Origin of the sequence: Microcoleus sp. T2B6 (genome assembly GCF_036700475.1) — a bacterium.
GTDB lineage: Bacteria > Cyanobacteriota > Cyanobacteriia > Cyanobacteriales > Microcoleaceae > Microcoleus.
In genome coordinates this window covers 62075-82551 of the sequence record NZ_JAUBOZ010000012.1, presented here as the reverse complement: position 1 = coordinate 82551, position 20477 = coordinate 62075, and the positions used below count along the sequence as shown (strand labels likewise).

The window sequence follows — 20477 nt, the reverse complement described above, 5'->3', positions numbered from 1 at the left end:
GACACACAATTTAAATGGAGAACAGCTTAAGAGACATAAATTTAACCGCAGATATCCGCGTGGCACAGGCATCTTGCCTGTGCGATATCTAGGCATCTTGCCTGTGCGATATCTAGGCATCTTGCCTGTGCGATATCTAGGCATCTTACCTGTGCGATATCTAGGCATCTTGCCTGTGCGATATCTAGGCATCTTGCCTGTGCGATATCTGCGGTTAAAAAAATCCCGAAATCCTAAGCCATTACCATCCCCCCATCCACATTAAAAACCTGCCCCGTTATATAAGCCGCCGCCGCATCTGCCGCCAAAAACTTCACCATCCCCGCAACTTCCTCAACTTCCCCGTATCTCCCCAGCGGAATATATTTCAAAATCTCATCAGACTTGACATCCTTAGTCATATCTGTAGTGATAAAACCCGGTGCAACCGCATTCACCGTAATCCCGCGACTCGCCAACTCTTTCGCCACAGTTTTAGTAAATCCAATTACCCCAGCTTTCGCCGCACTGTAATTAGCTTGTCCGGGATTGCCCATTTGTCCAGCAACCGAAGCAATATTAATAATTCGGCCACTTCGCTGTTTCAGCATGATTTTACTGGCAGCTTTCGCACACAAAAACACGCCGGTTAGATTCAAATCAATTACCGCTTGCCAATCTTCCAACTTCATCCGCAGCAGCAAAGTATCGCGAGTAATGCCGGCATTGTTCACCAAAATGTCAATCCGTCCCCATTTTTCCATGACATTACTGGTGAGTAAATCTACTTGGTCAGTTTTCGAGACATCTGCTGCAAGTGCGACAGCTTCTCCTCCAGCAGCGACTATTTCTGCTACCACCTCATCAGCAGCAGCACTCGAACTCGCATAGTTTACGGCGACTTTAGCGCCCTCTGCCGCTAGGGCTAAAGCAACGGCGCGGCCGATTCCCCGCGACGCACCGGTCACGACAGCAACTTGACCCCGCAATCTCTGAAAAGTCTCTGGTAATAGTTCCATAATTGTATCCTCGCAATCTACCAGAGAATTTTGCACTAAAATCGAGCCAGAACCCAAAAAATTATTTTGTCTTATGGCAGTTCAAAAACAGTTCAGCAGTTTTGAGGAGTTAGTATCCGGCTCTGACTTGCCGGTGTTGGTAGATTTTTATGCTACTTGGTGCGGGCCTTGTCAGATGATGGCAGGGATTTTGGAGCAAGTGAGTGGTCAGATGAAAGACAAGCTGATGGTTGTCAAAATTGACACGGATAAGTACGACCAGTTGGCGTCGCAGTATCACATTTATGCTTTGCCGACTTTGGTGCTGTTCAAAAATGGCGCTGAGGTCGATCGCATTGAGGGAGTGGTGCAAGCGGCGCAGTTGATCGATCGAGTGCAACCTTTCTTGTAACTGGAGTCAATTATCTCACACGTAGGGTGCGTCACCTAATAGACATCTCCCCAAAAGATATTCAAGAACAGGCAGGATGCCTGTTCCACAACAATTATGGGAGATGTCTAATATCTGATTCATTATGAATAAGATAATCCTAGTTGACGCACCCTACTGATGAAGACTCCCAGCCACGCTATTATCAATCTGGCAATTCTCGGCAAACCGCAACTGCCGCAAGCTAATCTCATTATTGTCATTGGCGGAATTTTGCCGGATATTCCAATATTTTTATTTTACTTTTGGGCGAAATACATTGCTCGCTTGCCCGCAGCTACAATTTGGTCAAAAGCATATTATGAGCCTTTTGTGCAAGATATTGTGGCTCTGTTTCATTCTATACCTCTGGCGGTTATTGGCTGGCTAATTGCTTATTACTTTGGCTGGCAAAGTGTGCAAATTCTGTTTATCAGCATGATCCTGCACTCTCTGGGAGATTTGCCTGTCCACAATGACGACGCTCACCGACACTTTTTTCCGTTCAGCAATTACCGTTTTATCAGTCCGTTTTCTTATTGGGATAGGAAGCACTACGGGTCAATTGTTTCTGTGGTGGAAATGTTGTTAGTGCTGCTGTCAACTTTCCGGGTTTTTGGTTTTGTTAACTCTTATATTGGTAAGATATTGTTGATTTTGGTGAATATTTTTTACTTAATTGGATCGGTGTCTTTTTACGTCCGTTCTTTAGTTTCTCGTTCTTAATTATTCTGCTGCAATTGCTCTCTCACCGGATTATCGAGATTGTTTTGGCGGAATTGTGCGATCGTACTGGGAATCTAGAACACAATGTAAAGTTTTATAACAAAAACCCACATTTCTGCCTCAACAGCTTGACAAAAACAATTTTCCTATGGTGAGATACTAAGAATCACAACAAGTTACTGTATCGCTTGTTCGCATCTTAATGAAATTTTCCAATAAATCGCCCTTCAACAGTCAAGAGCCGTTCCCTATTGGTGAAACGACCTTAATACCTGAATTCGACCTAAATACCGCAAACTTACTCAATCCTCAAGCCCTTAGCAGCCCTACCCCAGAGCCAGCACTCCCCGGACTTCCAGACAGTTTTAACAATAACCCCGAAGACACCACAATCTCCTCCAAATCCATCAATTTTAGCCCCACATTAAAGGATTTCAGTTTTACCCCCCCGTAAAAAAATCTCTTGAACTCGATACTCTCACTGGCGAACCTGTAAACGAAAGACAAATCGACTACTTCGGTAAAGAGGGTATTTTTGCGGAAAGACGCGCATCTCAACTCGCTCCAAATGCGGCAAATCCCAAAAATCCTCCACTGATTGAAAGTGCAGAAGTCAAATTCAAAGACGCAAACAATCAACCTTTTGAGAACAATCTACCAGTTTTGTTTCTGACGGGAAGCAACGTTTTAGCAGACAACTTTGGCGACCCCAAAGGTAGCCAATTTAGCGATTTAGTGGTAAAATTTTATGTTGGTGACCAAGCTTACGAAGGCACAATACTAACCAACCTCAGTCGCGAATTAGCAGACAATAAATTTGAAGTAGCTGTCAGAGTTCCCGACACCGTACCCTTGGGCGATTCCCGAATTGTCCTCAGTCGCAAACAGAACGAAAAAGTCAGTTCAAATCCGGCAGAACCAGCAACAGAAATTCTCTACAACAGCAATTCCTACCGGATTGAAAACGATACAGAATATGTTTTTGGGGCCCAGTGGACAGCGGATAGAATCGCCGTACTCAACGGTTCCGACCCCGAATCTGTTGTGGCGACAACGAACAGCAGCGACTTGCTAATTGGTAACATTGCTGTAGGTACGGACGATCGACTAGATAGAGCCAGAGATTTGACTGTAACTAGCGACGGTTCTCGCGTGTACGTGCCTCTAGAAGCTTCAGGTCGAGTCGCTTTAGTCGATCCGATAACCCGACAGCAAATAGACACCAAAGCCGATATAGCTGGCATCAATCCGATCGATTTGCCTAGCGGTGCAACGCCTCGTTCAATTGTACTTGATTCTCGCGACCAATACGCTTACATTGCTGACGGCAAAGCTGGCGGCAATTCCATCTACGTTCTCGATATCAACCCGTTCTCCTCCAAGTATCACCAAGTTACCCAAACTATCACAGTTGGTGCAGCACCTAGCGGTTTGCGACAGATGGCAATTAGCAGCGACGGCAAGAAGCTATTCGTTACCGCGCCCAATGGGTTAAACAGCCAGATTTACGTTGTGAATATTGACCCCAAAGACCGACCCCGCGATCCAAGTCAGAACCCCCGAAAGTGGAATCAATTAATCGGAACTGTAACGGCTGATGAAGGGTTAGAAGGATTAGCTGCTACGGTCGATCCGCTGAAAATGACGTTCACAAACAGCGGCAAAGATAGCAAAGGATTTGGCGTACTGGATATTACTAATAATGACCCGGTAAGTTTTGCTGCTACCACTCGCTATGCAAGTTTAGGGCTGGGTTCAACTTTTGATTACTTCGATGTGAATGAGGGAGTTTCGGTAACGGTTTTACCGGATGCTAGCTATGCGTTTGTTGTGGGTCGCAATGCGGACACGAAATTTTTCGGTCAGGAATTGCCCAGCGTGGATGGAGACCCGCGGGCCGGTAGCAATATCGGCATTATCAAAGACCCGCTGACAAATCCGCAATTAGTAGCAGCAACTCGACCAATTCCCGACGGATTTGCTACTGATTTAGCGCTTTCAGGTAATAGCAAGTACCTCTATGCTTCCTATCCCAATTTGAGCGGTGCTAATGGCAAGGTGTATGTTTTTGACACTGAAGAATTCGTCAAAACAGTGACCAACCCCGCTCAATTTCAAATTGATGCTAAAGGTCGAGGTGTCGGGCTGCCTTTGTTTGACAGCACTACAGCACGAAATGCTACGGTTGCTGACCTTTCCACAGTGCCCATTGATAATATTAACCCAGCGGTTAGTGTTGCTGCTGACTTCCAGATTCTGATTGATGCGAACAGCCAGTATACTTACGGCGTGCCGCCTGGTAGCAAGCGAGCTCCCGTTTCTGCGACTAACTCTCGCGGTTTGGCGGCGACACCGCTGGATTGGTTGGATTTAACAGGGCCAGGGGATAGTTCAAATGACTTGACTCCTACTTTTGAATGGGAATTTGACGAATTGCCGAGTGAAAATGTAGAAGAAGTTAACCTCTTCCTCAGCGTATTCGATGAAGGTGAAGGACTGCTGCCGTGGGATGAAGTTGTCGATTTACCAGACCCGAATGGCAATGAATTTCTGTTCAATCAAGGATTGAGCAAACCAGAACAGTTGGACTTATTGACAAAACCTTGGAATACTTCTTTTTACCGCAGCCAAGAGAACGACTTCAACCCCAACCGAATTCTAACTGCAACTTGGCAAAGAGGTGATGACGGCATTGGCAAGTGGACTTTGGATGGCGGGCAAACATTTATTGAAGGTACAAATACCAGCTTCACGCTACCTGACAACCTCACTTTGACAGCGGGTCAGGAGTACAATTGGGCTGTTGAAGCTTGGAATAAAAATGGCAGCCGGAACATAGAGTTTGGCGATTTTTGGACGCCAATATTGACCGAGCCCGATGATGGTAATGATGTCTTCCCCAGCGTAACTGTGCTGACTCATGGCTTCAAGCCTCCCTTTAGTGCTCCCTTTTTTGATAACCCTGGAATTCCTTCAGAGTTTTACCAACTGGGCAATAGTATTGCCAATGCAGGTGCTGAGGACAACGGTTTGATGATGAGGTACGACCTCGCTACTGGTTATTGGGTTCCTGTCACCAAATATGGAGCGGTTGCGCCAGATTTCCCAGCAGGTGAGAATCCAGAAAATGACGCCGACTATCTCACCAAGTTGGAGAGTTACATAGCTCCATACCTTGACAACAATCAACCGTTAGTGCTGCTGAATGACTGGTCGAATAATAATGAATCGGCAGCTCCTGATTCAGGTTTTAGCGAAGCAGTGGCAGATACTTTCTTTGCTTCCATCGTGCAGTTAGACCAACTGTTCATTGATGAAAATAGCACGGCAAAACAAGGAGCAATTTTCAATTCACCGCTGCATTTTGTTGGTTTCAGTCGGGGAACAGTTGTTAACAGCGAAATTATTCAGCGTTTGGGGACTCATTTTCCTGAAGCTGGTGGAAAAGAAAACTCTGATATTCGCGACCTTCAGATGACAACTTTAGACCCCCACGATTTCGACCAACCGGGGCTAAATGTAGTGACAGATAATTTCGGCGATTTCCGCGAACCGAAGGTTCAGGTTTGGGAAAATGTCACTTTTGCGGATAATTACTATCAGACAGTACCGGATTTATCAGGAGGTACGGTTTCGCCTGCGGGTCGGGATATTCCCAATCTTCCGTCTACTGAAGATGGAAAAACAGCCCCCGGACTTCAGTTTCCGCGAGAAGGTTGGAGGTCAGAAAATCCCGATGCTACTGCTCCGCTGTTGGGAGAACCGGATTTGTCTGTTTTTCTGGGAACTAATCAAAATAACCCAGATTATGACAACAGTCGTGCTGGGTTTACGAAGGAAACCGATCCTACTGTTGGTATTGCTGGAAGGGGAGCTGTACACGGACGTGTTTTGAGTTGGTATGGGGGGACATCAGATTTGTTTCCAACTAACTTCCCGTTCGATGAAAACTTAGATGCTAATCCTCTTTTCCGCCGACGCGGCGATGGGTATCGCGAACCTTTGTTCGATAAGGACTTTTCATTTGGCGCTACTGTTTTGACAGGTGCCGCTCGCGTTAGCCCTTGGTATACGCCGGAAGACAGTTTTGAGCATGGTGTTGATGCTGCTCCTTGGGAAGGAATTGGTACGGGGTGGTTTTATTCGGTTTTGGGTGGCGGAAAGGAGTTTCGTCCCCAAACGAATGTAGAGCGTATCCCGGTAGATTTTGACAATACTTATGATGCCAGGATGCGGGGAGATGCTGCGGTTCCTACTTTGTTTAACGGCAATTTTGATGCGGTTTTCAATCCGCAGGGTGGTAATCGGACTATTTTTTCTAATGCGATTCCTGGTTGGTCTTTTCATAATGGCGAAACGTCAGCGAGTGTGTCTACCAGCAATCTCGTTGATGTGAATCAGCTATCTGCAACAGAGGCTCCGGCTTTGCACGCGGAACTCGATAGGATTGGGGTCGATCGAACTCAAGCAAATTATGCTCTGAAGCTAGAATCAGGTAAAAGTATTACTCACAACCGTTTTGTTGTGCCTGAGTGGGGGAATTTACGATTTGACCTCCATGTTCCCGAAACAGAACTGGTGGATCGAGATCGACGCAGAACAGTTTTGGTCACTTTGTCAGCAGCAGATGGAAGTCCTTTAGGCGTTTCATCATCGATCAACTTGAGGCGAGCGAATCGTACAAGAGGTGCATATTTAGCAGATACACAAAGGATTGATTATGGAATTCAAGGGTTTGAGACTTTCCAAGTAGAGGTGCCTGACAATTTGCGCGGTCAAGTAGCAACTCTGAAGTTTGAAGTTGTTGGTGGCGGTAATGTTTACTTAGATAATGTATTTTTCAAAAGCCAACATCTACTGTTTGGAAATCCCTCAGATGCCAGGAACACAACTGATCTTGCTATTGCGGAGCGCAATAACTATTTGCTAGAGAAAGCACAGTTTGCCACTGCTTATGATGACAGCAGTAAAACTCCTAAATGGGTAAGTTGGCAACTGAATCAAAAGTGGCTGGGTAGTGTTGCGCGCTCAAATCTCAGATTTATCGAAGATCAAAGTATTCCTGAAACTTGGGGTCGGGTCAAAAATGAGGACTACAGCAACAGTTTGTATTCAAGGGGTCATATGCTACCTTCGTCTCAGCGAACTAATAGTGAAAAGGACAACATAGCGACTTTTTTGATGACGAATGTAGTTCCACAGCATCAAGATAACAACGATCTCAGCCTAGATGAAAATCCGCAAAGTCCAGCATGGACGAGTTTTGATGATTTGCTTGCATCCACTACTAATATTGACTCAAAAGAGCTTTATGTTGTCGCTGGGGGTTATGAAAGCAATCTAAATCCTCAACGTATAAGCCATAGAGCAAGACCCAGCAGATTAACAAATCCCCAGATTCTTACAAGCAAAGGAATCAATATTCCTGGTTGGACTTGGAAGGTCGTACTGGATTTAGAGCAACCAGGACTGAATCCTGCTAATGTCACAATTGCTAACACTACAACTTACGGCATTTTGACACCCAACGAGGTTGAACCAGCTCACGTCCCAACTAATCCAAATGGATCGGTAGATGCGAATGGAGATTTCCCACTTCCAGTTCCTCACCCATTCAATACTTTGTTGGGGTTAAGTCTTCCAGACATACAAAACAAAGCTGCTTGGAGAAATTGGCAAACATGGCAACTGACTGTTAACCAAATTGAGGAGTTGACTGAGCTTGACTTCTTCTCAAATATTCCAGACGAGATAGAGGAAATAATCGAATCATAAGGCTGATCGTATAGACATCAAACAAATTAGCCTGGAAAGCTTGCTTAGCATACCAGGCTATTGACTTTTAATAAAGTCTATGAGTTGAAGCTGATTTGACTTTTTCTTATATCAAATCAATCTTAGACCGTGCTAATGAGATAATCAAAGTATATCCTACCATCTCCAATACCCTTTTCCAGCAAAACCGATCTATCAATCCCTTTAGGAGCAATCGTCATTCCTAATAGTACCATCAGGCATAATGGTATTGCAGAAAATCACACGACCTTCTCCGGTGGCTGCAAATTCTGCACCCATTAGATTGGCTCTAGTCAGGTTAGTATCAATCAATCGCGTACAATGCAGGTTGGCTTCTCTCAAGTCGGCATCAACCAGTTCGCCTCCCAGTTCGGCATAATCTAAGATAGCGTCCCTCAAATCGGCAGCAATCAATATAGTACCCAATAGGATAGCAGATTCAAGGTTCGTACTACTCAAATTAGCACCGCTGAGATTAACAAAACTCAAATCGGCTCTAGTCAAGTTAGCACCGCTGAGATTGATACCACTCAACTCATTCTGACCTGGTGGGAGGTCTCTAATATCACCCACGTCAGCAACGTTTAAATCAGCATGACTTAAATCAACTCCAGAGAAATCCCTCTCTCCGACAGCGTAACGTCTATATAGTTCTTCAACGTCCATAGCTTTCTTATTCAAGCTGTTTATACTTTGATAATAGCGCGATTACTTCTACTTTTTATCAATAAATATATCAAGCTGTGCGAGAGGTTGAACCCGATCGCATACCAAGTAATCCAGATGGCTCAGAATGAATACAACAGTCCTAAAATCTCAACTCTCAAATCTAAAAACGCTAACTGCGCCGAATATTAAAACAACACCAATCTTGGCGCTTCCACAGAGTAGCGACAATCCAGCCATGCTGTTCGAGAGTGTCAGCAATTGGCTTAGCTTGTTCGAGCAAAATGCCGCTGAGCACGCCCCAAGTAGTGGGTTTGCTAATTGCAGTGAAGTGCGGGATTAAATCAATGATTACTTCTGCTAAAATGTTGCATATCAAACCGTCGATCGGCTCATCGACCATTTCTTTCAAACGATCGATACTTCCGAGCTCTGCAACCAACTGCTGAGAATTAACGCGGTTGAGTAGTCTGTTGCTAATGGTCGATCGCACTGCCAAAGGATCAGTATCCAAAGCATAAACTTTTGTAGCGCCCAACAACACCGCGCCGATCGACAAAATACCCGATCCGCAGCCGATATCAGCAACGATGCACTCTTTGTCATCAAAACCGAGCCGCATTTCCAGCGACTCCAGACAAAGTTGAGTAGTGGCGTGAGCACCTGTACCGAAAGCCACACCCGGATCTAAACGCAAAATAACGCGATCGGTATCAGTCGGTAGGGGCAGCCAGGCCGGGTTAATTAAAAAGCGATCGCCCACTTCTTGAGGCTGCCAGTGCTCCTTCCAAGTGCTGCCCCAGTCTTCGTCTTCAATCAAATCCCACTGCATCGCGGGTATGGGCAAACCTGCACACAGAGCATCTTGGCGCAGCCACAGAGACAGAGCGGCCAAATCCAGCAATCCTGCCTGTTCTTCGGGCAAATAAGCCGACATCAGGCAGGAATTGCTTTTGAGTTCCGTAGCAGTTCCCCGACAGTTAAATCGTTCCAGACGCCAAAAGATGATATCTTCCAGCGCCGGATCGCAAAGAATTCTAATTTCCCACCAGCTATGTGCCATAACGATTTTAGATTTTAGATTTTAGATTTTAGATTGGCCCAGGGGAACTGGAGACTGGGAACTGGGGAGTGAGGAAGGAGGATTGGCTAATAGAAAAATTCCCGCTTTCAGGCCAATGACCAATAACCAATTACCCATTACCAATTATCAGCCCTGGCATCCAAAATCTAAACTCCTAAATCCGTCAAAGATTTACCGTGTAAGCATCCCGAATTCCCGGAACTTTTAGGATCTCGGCCAGTATCCCCTCTGGTAGAGGGTCATCGAGGCTCAAAACCATCACCGCATCGCCTCGCACGATTTTACGGCCTACCTGCATACTGGCAATATTGACATTAAAACTGCCCAATTGGGAACCAATTTTGCCAATAATCCCCGGCATATCGCGGTGCAGGGTAAACAGCATATGGTGAGTGGGGGAAACGTTGACCGGGAAATCGTCAACGCTGGTAATCCGAATTTCGCTTTCGCCGAGGACTGCACCTGTCACGGTGTGTTCGCCGAGAGTTCCCTTGGCCGAGAGGTGCAGGGAGCCGGTGTAGTCGCGAATTGAGGCGTCTCTGGTTTCGACGACGCGAATTCCGCGTTCTTTGGCTTCAATGCTGGCGTTGACGTAGTTAACGCGCTCTCGCAGGGCTTGGGAGAGCAGGCCTTTGAGGGCGGCCACGACTACGGGCTGGCTTTGGTTGCTGGCCAATTCGCCTTGCAGTTGAACGTTGAGGTAATCGACTCGGCCTCCGGCTAGCTGGCTGACGAGGTTGCCGAGGGTTTCGGCGAGTTGCAGGTAGGGTTTGAGTTTTTCGATCGAGTCTGGGTAAATTCCTGGTATGTTGACAGCCGATCGCGCGGGCAGCCCCAACAGTACATCGCGAATTTGTTCAGCCACGTCGATCGCCACATTCACCTGAGCTTCCGCTGTGGATGCTCCCAAGTGGGGCGTCAGAACGATGTTTTGACCGACACTCCGCAACGGGGAATCAGCTTCCAGCGGTTCGTGTTCGTAAACGTCCAAAGCTGCGCCGGCAATCTTGCCTTCTTTGATGGCTTCTGCGAGGGCTGCTTCGTCGATGATGCCGCCTCTGGCGCAGTTTATGATGCGGGCCGTGGGCTTCATTTTTGACAGCACTTCAGCGTTAATTAAGTGCAGGGTTTCCGGCGTTTTGGGGATGTGCAGGGTGATGTAGTCGGATTCCCGCATCAGCAGTTCGAGTTCTACCAAGCGGCAGCCCAACTGATCGGCTCTTTCGGTCGAAATGAAGGGATCGTAGGCCAGCAGTTTCATGCCCATTGCTTTGGCTGCGGCGGCGAGGTGGGAGCCGATTTTGCCCAAACCAACGATGCCGAGGGTTTTTTTGTAAACTTCTACGCCGATAAAGCGGTTGCGTTCCCATTTACCCGCTTTGACGGATTCGTTAGCTTCCGGGATGTGGCGGGACATCGAGAGCATCATGGCGAGGGCGTGTTCGGCGGCGGCGATCGTGTTGCCTTCGGGGGAATTGACGACTACAATTCCTTTGCGGGTAGCGGCGGGTACATCGACATTATCTACGCCGACGCCGGCTCGGCCGATAATTTTAAGTGAATTCCCGGCTTCAATGATTTCTTTGGTAACTTGGGTGCCAGAACGGATCATTAAAGCGTCGTAATCTGGAATAATTCGTACCAGTTCTTCGGCTGAGAGTCCTGTGTTTACGTCAACTTGCGCGACTTGGGAGAGGATGTCAATTCCGGCTTGGTCGATCGGATCGGATACTAGAACTTTAGGCATAGCAAGCAATTGAGTGGAATTAGTAAAAATAGGCAAGCGCGTTGGCGAGCACAAAGTTGAGGCTTAAACCAGGGGCAGTATCTAACAGCTCAGCTCAAGCTTGCGTTTGTGCAGTTTGAATTGTATCTGCATTCGGTCTTGACCGACCGTTTTTGCTTGAAATATTTTAGGTTTCGGGGCGATCGGACTCTCTGACCGTCTGAAAATCCCCCAAGTGCTTAGCTAGTATGTCTTTTCGGTCTATAATAGACTTTGGCTATTTCAGCCTAACTATCAGGAATTATTCTCAATGAATTATCTTATCGCCGTACTGCCCGATCGAATGCAAGCCGAAGCTGCCTACTGTGCTCTCGAAAAAGAAGGCTTGCCTATGAAGCAAGTGAGTATTTTGGGCCGCGGCTACAAAACTGCTGATGAATTTGGCTTGATCGACCCGAACCAGCAAGCGAAGAAACAAGCTAAACTCATGGCTATTTGGCTGATTCCCTTTGGCTTTATTGCTGGGGTTACTTTCAGCTTGATTACTCAGTTGAAGACTTTTGCCTGGGCGGGGGAAATTGGCGATCACGCGATCGGCGGCGTACTCGGTGCGATCGCCGCTGCGATGGGCAGTGTTTTTGTTGGAGGCGCGGGCGGTATGGCTTTTGGTAGTGGCGATGCTTTGCCCTACCGCAACCGTTTGAATGCGGGTAAATTTTTGATTGCGGTTAAGGGTACTGATGATTTGACTGGGAAAGCTGCGAAGATTTTGCAGCAGTTTGAACCGGAAAATATCCAAGGTTATACAGAGACTTAGTTATTTGTTTGTTAACAGTTGACTGTTGACTGTTGACTGTTGACATTCAAATCGTGTAATATTTGGAGGAAGTTATGGAATCACAAACTATCCCCCTACATTCTCCCCTAGAATTAACGATCGAATTAACAGACGAGCAGTTTTTTCAGTTGTGTATTGACAACCGGGATTTAAGATTTGAACGGACTGCTAGTGGAGGATTGATTATTATGCCACCTACAGGTAGCGAGACGGGTAGACGGAATTAAGACCTAAACTTTCAACTTAAGGCTTGGAGTCGTCAAAACAATTTAGGAGTTGTTTTTGACTCTTCAACTGGATTTAAACTCCCCGACGGTTCAGACTTTTCTCCCGATGCTGCTTGGGTGCGCCGCGACAAGTGGGATGCTTTAACTCCCGAACAAAAAGAGAAATTTGCGCCGATTTGTCCCGATTTTGTGGTGGAATTGCGTGAAGCGAAGCTATCCCGAAGGGAATCCACCACTGACTCGCTAGAAAAATTGCGGGCTAATACCAATTTAATGTGAAGTTGCACATATCTCGATCCCCCTCGCATACCCCCTACTCCCCCTGATTGTTGGGGAGTAGGGGTTGACTTTGAGAAGAATCTTGTCCCCCCCTTAGTAGGGGCGGTGCGACCCCTACTCCCCGTGCCCGCCCTCTTGGCTAGGGGGGATCGGATTCTATGCAACCTCATAAAAAATTGGTATAAAATGAAAGTGTATGTGAAAAATGGAGCGAGGTTGGGATGGTTGCTCGATCGCAAAAATAGAAAAGTAGAAATCTCCCGTCAAGGTTCAGATGTGGAAATTTTAGACTCGCCTGCAACTCTGTCTGGTGAAGATGTATTACCCGGTTTTGTGTTGGATTTAACAGATATTTTCTAAATCGGAAAGAGGACTCGGCGGTTGAAACCGCGTCTACACAAGCAAAACCCGCCGACGCGGGTTAAAGATAGCGCGGTAAAATTACGTTATTCTCTTTAGTCCGCGTCGGCGGACATCGTTTGTATAGCAGCGGTTTCAACCGCCGTCTTATCTTTTCCCGCTAATTGATGATATGATAGGCTGCCAAAGGTTGCGTTTGGTATAACCTATGAAAATCCTCCACGGGACTTGGATTCCTCAAGCAGAAGAGAATTTTATTCAACCTGGAACGTTTTATATTTGGGTTGAAACCACTCAAAAGAAAAAACAGCCTGCTAAGGTTCATCCCCGACAATTGGAGACGGCACAGTTAAGAGAGTTTCTAACGAAAGAAGCCGGGATTCAACTGTCAGCAGTCAGCAATACAAGTGCGATGGGGCGAGAATACGCGATCGTCCCTCGGTATTTTTTACTGCCCACTGCCGACAACCAGCCGTTGCCATCTTTAGAGTTAGCGCGATATTTAGAGACAGAGTTAGCCGAAACATTTGAGTTGGAGTATTGGCAAGTTGATTGTGTGTGCATCGCCACCCACACTTTGACTAAAGTATTGAACGATCTGCATTTTTTTGCCCTCTACGATGTAGCAGAAGTTCAGTTTGGTTCAGACTTGCTATTTTGGTATCACTACACCCAAAATTTTAAGCAAATTGTTCTGAAAGATCATTATATTCCGGCGTTGCGCTATCGAGAAACTGCTCCGATCGCGATCGCACCCATCGAAACATCCGAACCCGCTGAGAAAGCCACGCGCGGGCGTAAGAAAGCGGGCGAGACAAAAACCAAAACAACTGCAAAAACTCCAAAAACACCTGCCAAAATTGAACCCAGCTTTGAGATTTATCCGGGATGGGAAATTGTTTCAACACAGTACGAAACTGATTTACAACGCTATGTTGAATGGATGCCTTTAGTTTGTGTGTCCGGTTTTCGGAAGATCCAGCTACAAGATACACCAAAGTTCTACGATCGCGAACGGTTGCTGCGCCATTTTTCCGAGTGTGCGATCGTGGAAATTGTCACTCAAACCCCCATCCCAGCATCGTTTGAAAATAAGATTGCGGATTCTTTACTCCAAATCTGCCTTAACCAAACACGAAAAATAGCGCCAGTAAGCCTTGAAAAATACCGGCAATGGCAAACCTGGCGCGATCGGATTACGCGCAATCAATCTGCTGACTCATTCTCCCTCTGCTTTCAACTACAATCCCCCGAAAACCCCGAACAGCCTTGGGTTTTAGAGTTTCAGGTGGCTGCGAAAAAAGACCCATCTCTGCGGATGCCGTTGCAGGATTATTGGCGATCGCGATCGACTCAACAAAAACAGTTGCAAACACAATTCGGAGACAACTTTGAGCAACATTTGCTGACAAATCTCGGCTACGCTGCCCGCATTTATCCCCAACTTTGGCAAGGGCTAGAAACCGACAAACCTGTTAACATTACCCTCACCTTAGATGATGCTTTCACCTTTCTCAGCGAGTCCGCTTGGGTATTAGAAGATGCCGGATACAAAGTGATTGTCCCCGCTTGGTGGACGCCGAAGGGACGACAACGGGCGAAGATTCGCCTGCAAGTCAAAGGGAAGGGCAGCAAAAGCGCTGCAATCAAGGGAAAAGGATTGTTTTCGGCGGATTCCTTGGTGGAATATCAATATGAATTGGCGATCGGGGGTGAACGGGTTAGCGAACAAGAATGGCAGGCGTTAGTAAATAGCAAAACACCGCTGGTACAGTTCCGAGGACAATGGATGGAACTGGACAAAGACAAGATGCAGGAAATGCTGAATTTTTGGCAAAAAAATCGCGAAGAGAATCCTGATTTAAGCCTGATTGACTTTATGAAGTTGACGGCAGAAGGAGAAGCGAGCGAACAGTTAGAGGTTGAGCGCGATCGGGCTTTATCAGATATGTTGGAGAAGCTGAACGATAAGAGTCGGTTAGAGTTAATTGCAGATCCAGCAAAGTTTCAGGGCAAGTTACGGGATTACCAAAAGCGCGGCGTTTCTTGGTTGAGTTATTTGGAAAGTTTGGGATTAAACGGCTGTCTTGCCGATGATATGGGTTTGGGTAAATCGGCGCAGGTAATTGCTCGATTATTGCAAGAGCGGGAAGTTTTATCTACTACAAAAGAGACAGAAAAAGCGATCGCACCTTCGGTTCTACCCACGCTGCTAATTGCGCCCACATCCGTAGTTGGTAACTGGCAAAAGGAAATGGAAAAATTTGCTCCAGAATTGCGATCGCTGATTCACCACGGCCCTGGGCGCTTGCAAGATGCCAAGGAATTCAAAGCCGCCGTCCAAGATTGTGATATGTTGATTACTTCCTTTACCTTGGTGCGAAAAGACGAGAAGCTGTTGAGCAGCGTAGCGTGGCATCGCGTGGTAATTGATGAAGCCCAGAATATTAAAAATCCCAAAGCGGCGCAAACCAAGGCGATTTTAAAGTTACCGGCTACCCATCGACTAGCATTGACTGGAACACCAGTGGAAAATCGATTGTTGGATTTATGGTCAATTTTTAATTTCCTCAATCCCGGATATTTGGGAAAAGAGGCACAGTTTCGGAAAATGTTTGAATTACCGATTCAAAAACATGGGAGTCGCACACAATCAGCCGCGCTCAAAAAATTAGTAGAACCTTTTATCCTGCGCCGTCTGAAAACCGATAAGTCGATTATTCAGGATCTCCCCGACAAAGTTGAGCAAAAGCTCTACTGCAATCTCACCCGCGAGCAAGCTTCGCTTTATGAAGCGATCGTCAAAGAGGTAGAACAAGAAATTGACGCGGCGGAAGGGATGAAGCGCAAGGGGATGATTTTGGCGACACTGCTGAAGCTGAAGCAAATTTGTAACCATCCGCGCCAGTTTTTGCAGGATGAAAGTGAGTTTACACCAGAGCGATCGCACAAACTGGAACGGCTGATCGAGATGATTGAGGAAGTCAAAGCAGAAGGCGAAAGTTTATTGGTATTTACGCAGTTTACAGAACTGGGAAGCGCGTTGGAAAAATATATTAAACAAACGCTACATTACAACACTTACTACATCCACGGGGGAACCAGTCGCGAAAAACGGGAACGGATGATTTCAGAGTTTCAAGATCCAGAGTCTGAACCTTCAGTATTTATTCTGTCACTGAAGGCGGGCGGCGTGGGAATTACGCTGACAAAAGCCAATCACGTGTTCCATTTCGATCGCTGGTGGAATCCGGCGGTGGAAGATCAGGCGACGGATCGGGCGTTTCGGATCGGACAGGAAAAAAATGTGTTTGTGCATAAGTTTGTGGCGATTGGCACTTTGGAAGAAAAGATTGACCAAATGATTGAAGACAAAAAGAAATTGGCAGGTTCAATTATTGGTGCTGATGAGTCGTGGTTGACTGAGTTGGATAATGAGGCATTTAAGAAATTAATTAGGCTCAATAAAAATGCGGTTCTAGATTAGGAGAAACAACATAAGAGAGGGAGAGGGGGAGAGGGGGAGAGAGGGAGAGGATTTTTGATTGTCATCGAAATATACAATTTAAATGCAGAACAGCTTATGTCACAATTTACTCGGACTTGGTGGGGCAATAAATTTATCGATGGGCTGGAAAGATTTACCGATTCTGGACGACTCGGAAGGGGACGTTCCTATGCCAGGAATGACAAGGTAAAAAGCTTTAAGATTAATGATGGCTTAGTGATGGCAGAAGTAAGAGGCTCGGTTAATCCTTATTTTGGGGTTTATAAAGAGCCTCTGTACACAACTCAAATTGAGTTTGAGCCAATTAGTCAGGCAAAGTGGAAAGTGGCGATCGCCCAAATGGCATCAAAAGCCAGCTTCATTTCCCGGCTGCTGCTCAACGAAATGCCCGACAATATTGAAAATGCTTTCTCACCCCTCGGATTGCACCTTTTACCCAGCAGCCGCGAGGACTTTAAGACTACTTGCTCTTGCCCAGACTATAGCAATCCCTGCAAACATATTGCCGGAGTTTATTATTTGGTGGCGGCCGAATTGGACAAAGATCCATTTTTACTGTTTGAATTACGGGGGCTTTCTAAGGAAGTGCTGCACCGCGAATTAGCAAAAACGCCTTTGGGCTTGGCGCTTTCTGCAGAGTTAACGGCTGATGCAGCGGCCCCTGTGGCGGTGGATTCCTATTACACGCGGGCGATCGCCAGTGAGGCGCAAACGGTCAGCCTGAAAGAGTTTTGGCATGGTGCGAAGCGATTACCGCAGACGATTGAGGTGGCAGCGCCAAGTGGGGTAAGTGCGATCGTGGTGAAGAAACAGGGAGATTTTCCACAGTTTTGGCACAAGGATGGTTCGTTTATTGAGGCGATGGAAGAACTGTATTTGCGGGTGAAGAAGAATAAGTAGTTGGGTGGACAATTTTGCTGCCATACTCGATCGAGCTCTTGCAAAAACTTTAACTCGAAGACTTCATAGATTTGGTACAATAATCGTGCTCATCATATCAGCTTTAGCAGCAACTAAAATCATAAGATCGTTATTTGATGATTTTAGACTATAATTAAAGTAGTGCGACTGTTAAAAAAGTAGACTTTTTAGTTACAGCAAACTTTGGCAATTTCAAATTAGAATCTAGCATTAACTGATGTTACAAAGAGAAGAACTGTTAAAAGGCATCGAAAACCGCGAATGTGTCGCGCGGGCGATCGACCAAGCGGAACAAGCAATTAAAACTTGGGAAGTTACTCTGACTGATTTTCTGTCGCCTCCAGAATTGGCGGACACTCTGACGGTATTTAAGCGCTTAACAGATGTGGAATTAGTGGCTTGGGGCGGCTACCCGCAAGCTGAAAGACAAAGAATTGCGATCGCGCGATCGGATATCCCGATCGACTCTGCTAGCGTTAACGTTGCGGCAGTAGAAATCGCTGGCAATTTCTTGTTCGATACAGCTTCTCACCGCGACTTTTTGGGGGCGATGTTGGGTACGGGAATTGTCCGGGAGAAAACTGGCGATGTGATTGTTTTGGGAGAACGCGGCGCGCAAGCCATTGTCATGCCGGAGATGGTAGAGTATTTGGAGATGAGTTTGCAGCAAGTGCGATCGGTTCCTGTGCAAACGCGGCGCATTGAGTTGAGCGAACTCAAAATTAGAGAACCCAAAAAGAAAGAAATGACAACCGTTGAAGCATCCATGAGATTGGATGCTGTCGCCTCCGCTGGATTCGCAATGTCTCGCAGCAAAATGGCCGATTTAATTGATAGTGGCGACGTGCGAGTTAACTGGAAAGACGTTACTCAAGCTAGTTATAATGTCAAGTCGGGAGATTTAATTGCTGTTACGGGCAAGGGAAGATTGGAAATTGGGGAAGTTGCTGTTACTAAGAAGGAACGCTATCGAGTGCAGTTAACTCGATATTTGTAATTTATGGGCGGCATCTTCGGCTTGTGGAACAGGCATCTTGCCTGTTCTTAAGAATGCTGAGGCGAAGATGCCCAACCCCTACTCCCCACAAAAAATTGACTCTTTTTGGAACAGGCATCTTGCCTGTTCTTAAGAATGCTGCAACATATAAGTTATACCACCCAAAAACCCCGAAAAACCCGGTTTCTTTGGTTTTATGCGTAAGTCCTAAATCCAAATTATCGGGGAAAAGTTTTCCTTACCAACACGGCGATACCCAGCATTAACAAGCCAAATAGTAAGCCAAACAGCAGACTCCAGATAATTGTCGCAGCAAAGGGATGCAGCGGTAGAGAAAAATCGGGTTGCCATTGAATCCGTGTATCCTTGATTAGAGGATAGGCGGCGGAAAAGATTTGTCCGCCGCCGATGGCAGTTCCCACAAAAAAGATGATATTCTCAAGCTGGCGATCGCGCTTTTTCTCCCCGTCTTCCTGTTCCCTGTCCAATTCCACCTGTTCGATTTCCACCATCCCGCGCACAGTGGATATCGACTGCTGGAACAAATCTTGACTAGCAATCAAGTAGTTTAAATCAATTTCAATTTGCCGCTGATATTTATTCTCAGCCAAATCTAGAAACTTCTGCAAGAAATCCAGATTGTCGCCTGGGATGCACAAACTTCTAATTTTTGTCAAGGCATCACCATAATTTTCAGCATTAGTGTCAATAGTATTTTTGTCTTCTTTCAAATACCGCACTTGCTGAGCACAATCAAACATTTTTGTGCGGACTTCAGCCAGAAATTGCTTTAACTTCTGCAACTTAACTTGTCTATCTTGTTCGCTTTCTATTTGACTGAATTCGGGAAGCTTCTTTTCTAACTCGCTGACTATTTGCTGTGCTTGGCGATACTTTTTCCTAGCTTCGCCATACACAAATACAATTTTAGCGCGAGAACACAGCAGATTCATCAAGTTAGAATTAAACGCCAGCGTTGCGAATTTCAAAGTTTGGGCATTCTCTTGCAACCATACTAGAAAGTGACATCGCTTATTCGCATCATCTTCTCGGCTGTCATACTCAAAAATCGGACTCCCGAATAACTTTCCTTCGGCGCGAAACTCTACTAATGGTTGCTGTTTATCTTGTACAAAAGCTTTAACCGATTCGTCAGCTAGTTTGCGGTAAGTATCATAAACTGCTGGTTCGGCGTATAATAATAAGGTTTGTCCCAGAGAGGGTTTAATTGCATTTGGCAACAAGCAACCTTGGGGATTTAATCGAGTTAACTCCGCTACTTTCATTGTGACATTTTTATAGTAAAATGTCAAGTCTGCGGTGTAAGTGTCGTGAATTCGCAGGGCATAGATAGAAGCATCAAGTTTCTGGTTATCTGGCTGAGTTATTTGCTGAAAATTAAGAGTTTTTCCATCGGGCTTTAGTAATTTGCCGTTATTCTGATTTTCCTGTTTATCGTCTGGTTGGTACTGTCCGTTTTTGTAGCAAATTAGCTTGTCTCTGAGGGATTTTAGTTCGTTGATGTTAAATTCTTTGCCGACATTATCTGCTAGATTTTCCCACAAGGATTGAGCATTTCGGGCTACTTGTCCGTAGCCTGCGTCGCTATCATCCCGCAGGTGGAAAGGATAGAGGGTAATGCTGGGATTTTTAATTTGTGGTGGTTCCTGCATAGTCGAATCCGGGATGATAAATTATTTTAATTCCATCTTAGTCCGCGCAGGCGGACATCGTTTGTGTAGACGCGATTTCCAATCGCCCGGATTTCCAATCGCCCGGATTTCTAGGTTGGGATATAATTATTGGGATATCATCGCGGGATAAATCTATCTATCCCGGCGGTTGAAACCGCGGCTACACAAACGAAACCCGCCGACGCGGGTTGAAGATTTCACCCGGTGATTTTTCATCAAGCGGTAATTTTCAATCACCCGGCGGTTGA

At 46.1% G+C, this 20477-nt stretch carries 13 protein-coding genes and 2 pseudogenes; 9 read left to right on the top strand and 6 right to left on the bottom strand.

Annotation, left to right across the window (positions count from 1 at the left end; all coding sequences use genetic code 11):
• Together QUA00_RS08085 and fabG are read right to left on the bottom strand one after the other, a co-directional pair.
• The coding region (locus QUA00_RS08085) for a hypothetical protein (RefSeq protein WP_333409285.1) at window positions 1-192 on the bottom strand (192 nt) is incomplete at its 3' end.
• Between the two features lie 41 nt (window positions 193-233).
• A complete protein-coding gene (fabG, locus tag QUA00_RS08080; protein ID WP_190742617.1) occupies window positions 234-998 on the bottom strand; it encodes a 3-oxoacyl-[acyl-carrier-protein] reductase in 765 nt (254 codons plus the stop codon).
• Window positions 999-1071: 73 nt separating this feature from the next.
• On the opposite strand from fabG, the gene trxA reads away from it, so the two are divergent.
• From trxA to QUA00_RS08065, 3 genes are all read left to right on the top strand, one after another.
• Window positions 1072-1389, top strand: a complete 318-nt coding sequence (trxA, locus tag QUA00_RS08075; RefSeq protein WP_333409284.1) for a thioredoxin — start codon at window positions 1072-1074, stop codon at window positions 1387-1389.
• 159 nt (window positions 1390-1548) lie between these two features.
• Complete coding sequence (locus QUA00_RS08070) at window positions 1549-2133, top strand: hypothetical protein (protein WP_333409283.1); 585 nt, start codon at window positions 1549-1551, stop codon at window positions 2131-2133.
• A gap of 663 nt (window positions 2134-2796) precedes the next feature.
• Window positions 2797-7908, top strand: a complete 5112-nt coding sequence (locus QUA00_RS08065; RefSeq protein ID WP_333409282.1) for a DNA/RNA non-specific endonuclease — start codon at window positions 2797-2799, stop codon at window positions 7906-7908.
• 204 nt (window positions 7909-8112) lie between these two features.
• Here the strand turns inward: QUA00_RS08065 and QUA00_RS08060 are convergent, their stop codons facing one another.
• The 3 genes from QUA00_RS08060 to serA all read right to left on the bottom strand — a co-directional run bounded on the left by QUA00_RS08060 (window position 8113) and on the right by serA (window position 11426).
• Complete coding sequence (locus tag QUA00_RS08060; RefSeq protein WP_333141089.1) at window positions 8113-8595, bottom strand: pentapeptide repeat-containing protein; 483 nt, start codon at window positions 8593-8595, stop codon at window positions 8113-8115.
• Window positions 8596-8767: 172 nt separating this feature from the next.
• Complete coding sequence (gene prmA, locus QUA00_RS08055; protein ID WP_333409281.1) at window positions 8768-9658, bottom strand: 50S ribosomal protein L11 methyltransferase; 891 nt, start codon at window positions 9656-9658, stop codon at window positions 8768-8770.
• 184 nt (window positions 9659-9842) lie between these two features.
• A complete protein-coding gene (serA, locus tag QUA00_RS08050) occupies window positions 9843-11426 on the bottom strand; it encodes a phosphoglycerate dehydrogenase (RefSeq protein ID WP_333409280.1) in 1584 nt (527 codons plus the stop codon).
• 289 nt (window positions 11427-11715) lie between these two features.
• On the opposite strand from serA, the gene QUA00_RS08045 reads away from it, so the two are divergent.
• From QUA00_RS08045 to QUA00_RS08020, 6 genes and pseudogenes are all read left to right on the top strand, one after another.
• The gene (locus tag QUA00_RS08045) at window positions 11716-12222 is read left to right on the top strand and encodes a hypothetical protein (RefSeq protein ID WP_333243511.1); all 507 of its coding nucleotides are present in this window, start codon (window positions 11716-11718) and stop codon (window positions 12220-12222) included.
• A gap of 74 nt (window positions 12223-12296) precedes the next feature.
• A pseudogene (locus QUA00_RS08040) lies at window positions 12297-12728 on the top strand (Uma2 family endonuclease); the annotation flags it as partial.
• Window positions 12729-12932: 204 nt separating this feature from the next.
• Window positions 12933-13109 (top strand): annotated as a pseudogene (locus QUA00_RS08035) (Uma2 family endonuclease); the annotation flags it as partial.
• A gap of 208 nt (window positions 13110-13317) precedes the next feature.
• Window positions 13318-16596 (top strand): DEAD/DEAH box helicase, encoded by a 3279-nt coding sequence (locus tag QUA00_RS08030; protein WP_333409279.1) that lies wholly within the window; start codon window positions 13318-13320, stop codon window positions 16594-16596.
• A 96-nt stretch (window positions 16597-16692) separates the two neighbouring features.
• Complete coding sequence (locus tag QUA00_RS08025; protein ID WP_333409278.1) at window positions 16693-17517, top strand: SWIM zinc finger family protein; 825 nt, start codon at window positions 16693-16695, stop codon at window positions 17515-17517.
• Between the two features lie 238 nt (window positions 17518-17755).
• The gene (locus QUA00_RS08020) at window positions 17756-18535 is read left to right on the top strand and encodes a photosystem II S4 domain protein (protein WP_333048915.1); all 780 of its coding nucleotides are present in this window, start codon (window positions 17756-17758) and stop codon (window positions 18533-18535) included.
• A gap of 218 nt (window positions 18536-18753) precedes the next feature.
• Here QUA00_RS08020 and QUA00_RS08015 read toward each other — a convergent pair whose 3' ends face one another.
• Entirely contained in the window at window positions 18754-20208 is a 1455-nt protein-coding gene (locus QUA00_RS08015) for a hypothetical protein (protein ID WP_333409277.1), read from the bottom strand.
• Window positions 20209-20477 lie beyond the last annotated feature (269 nt).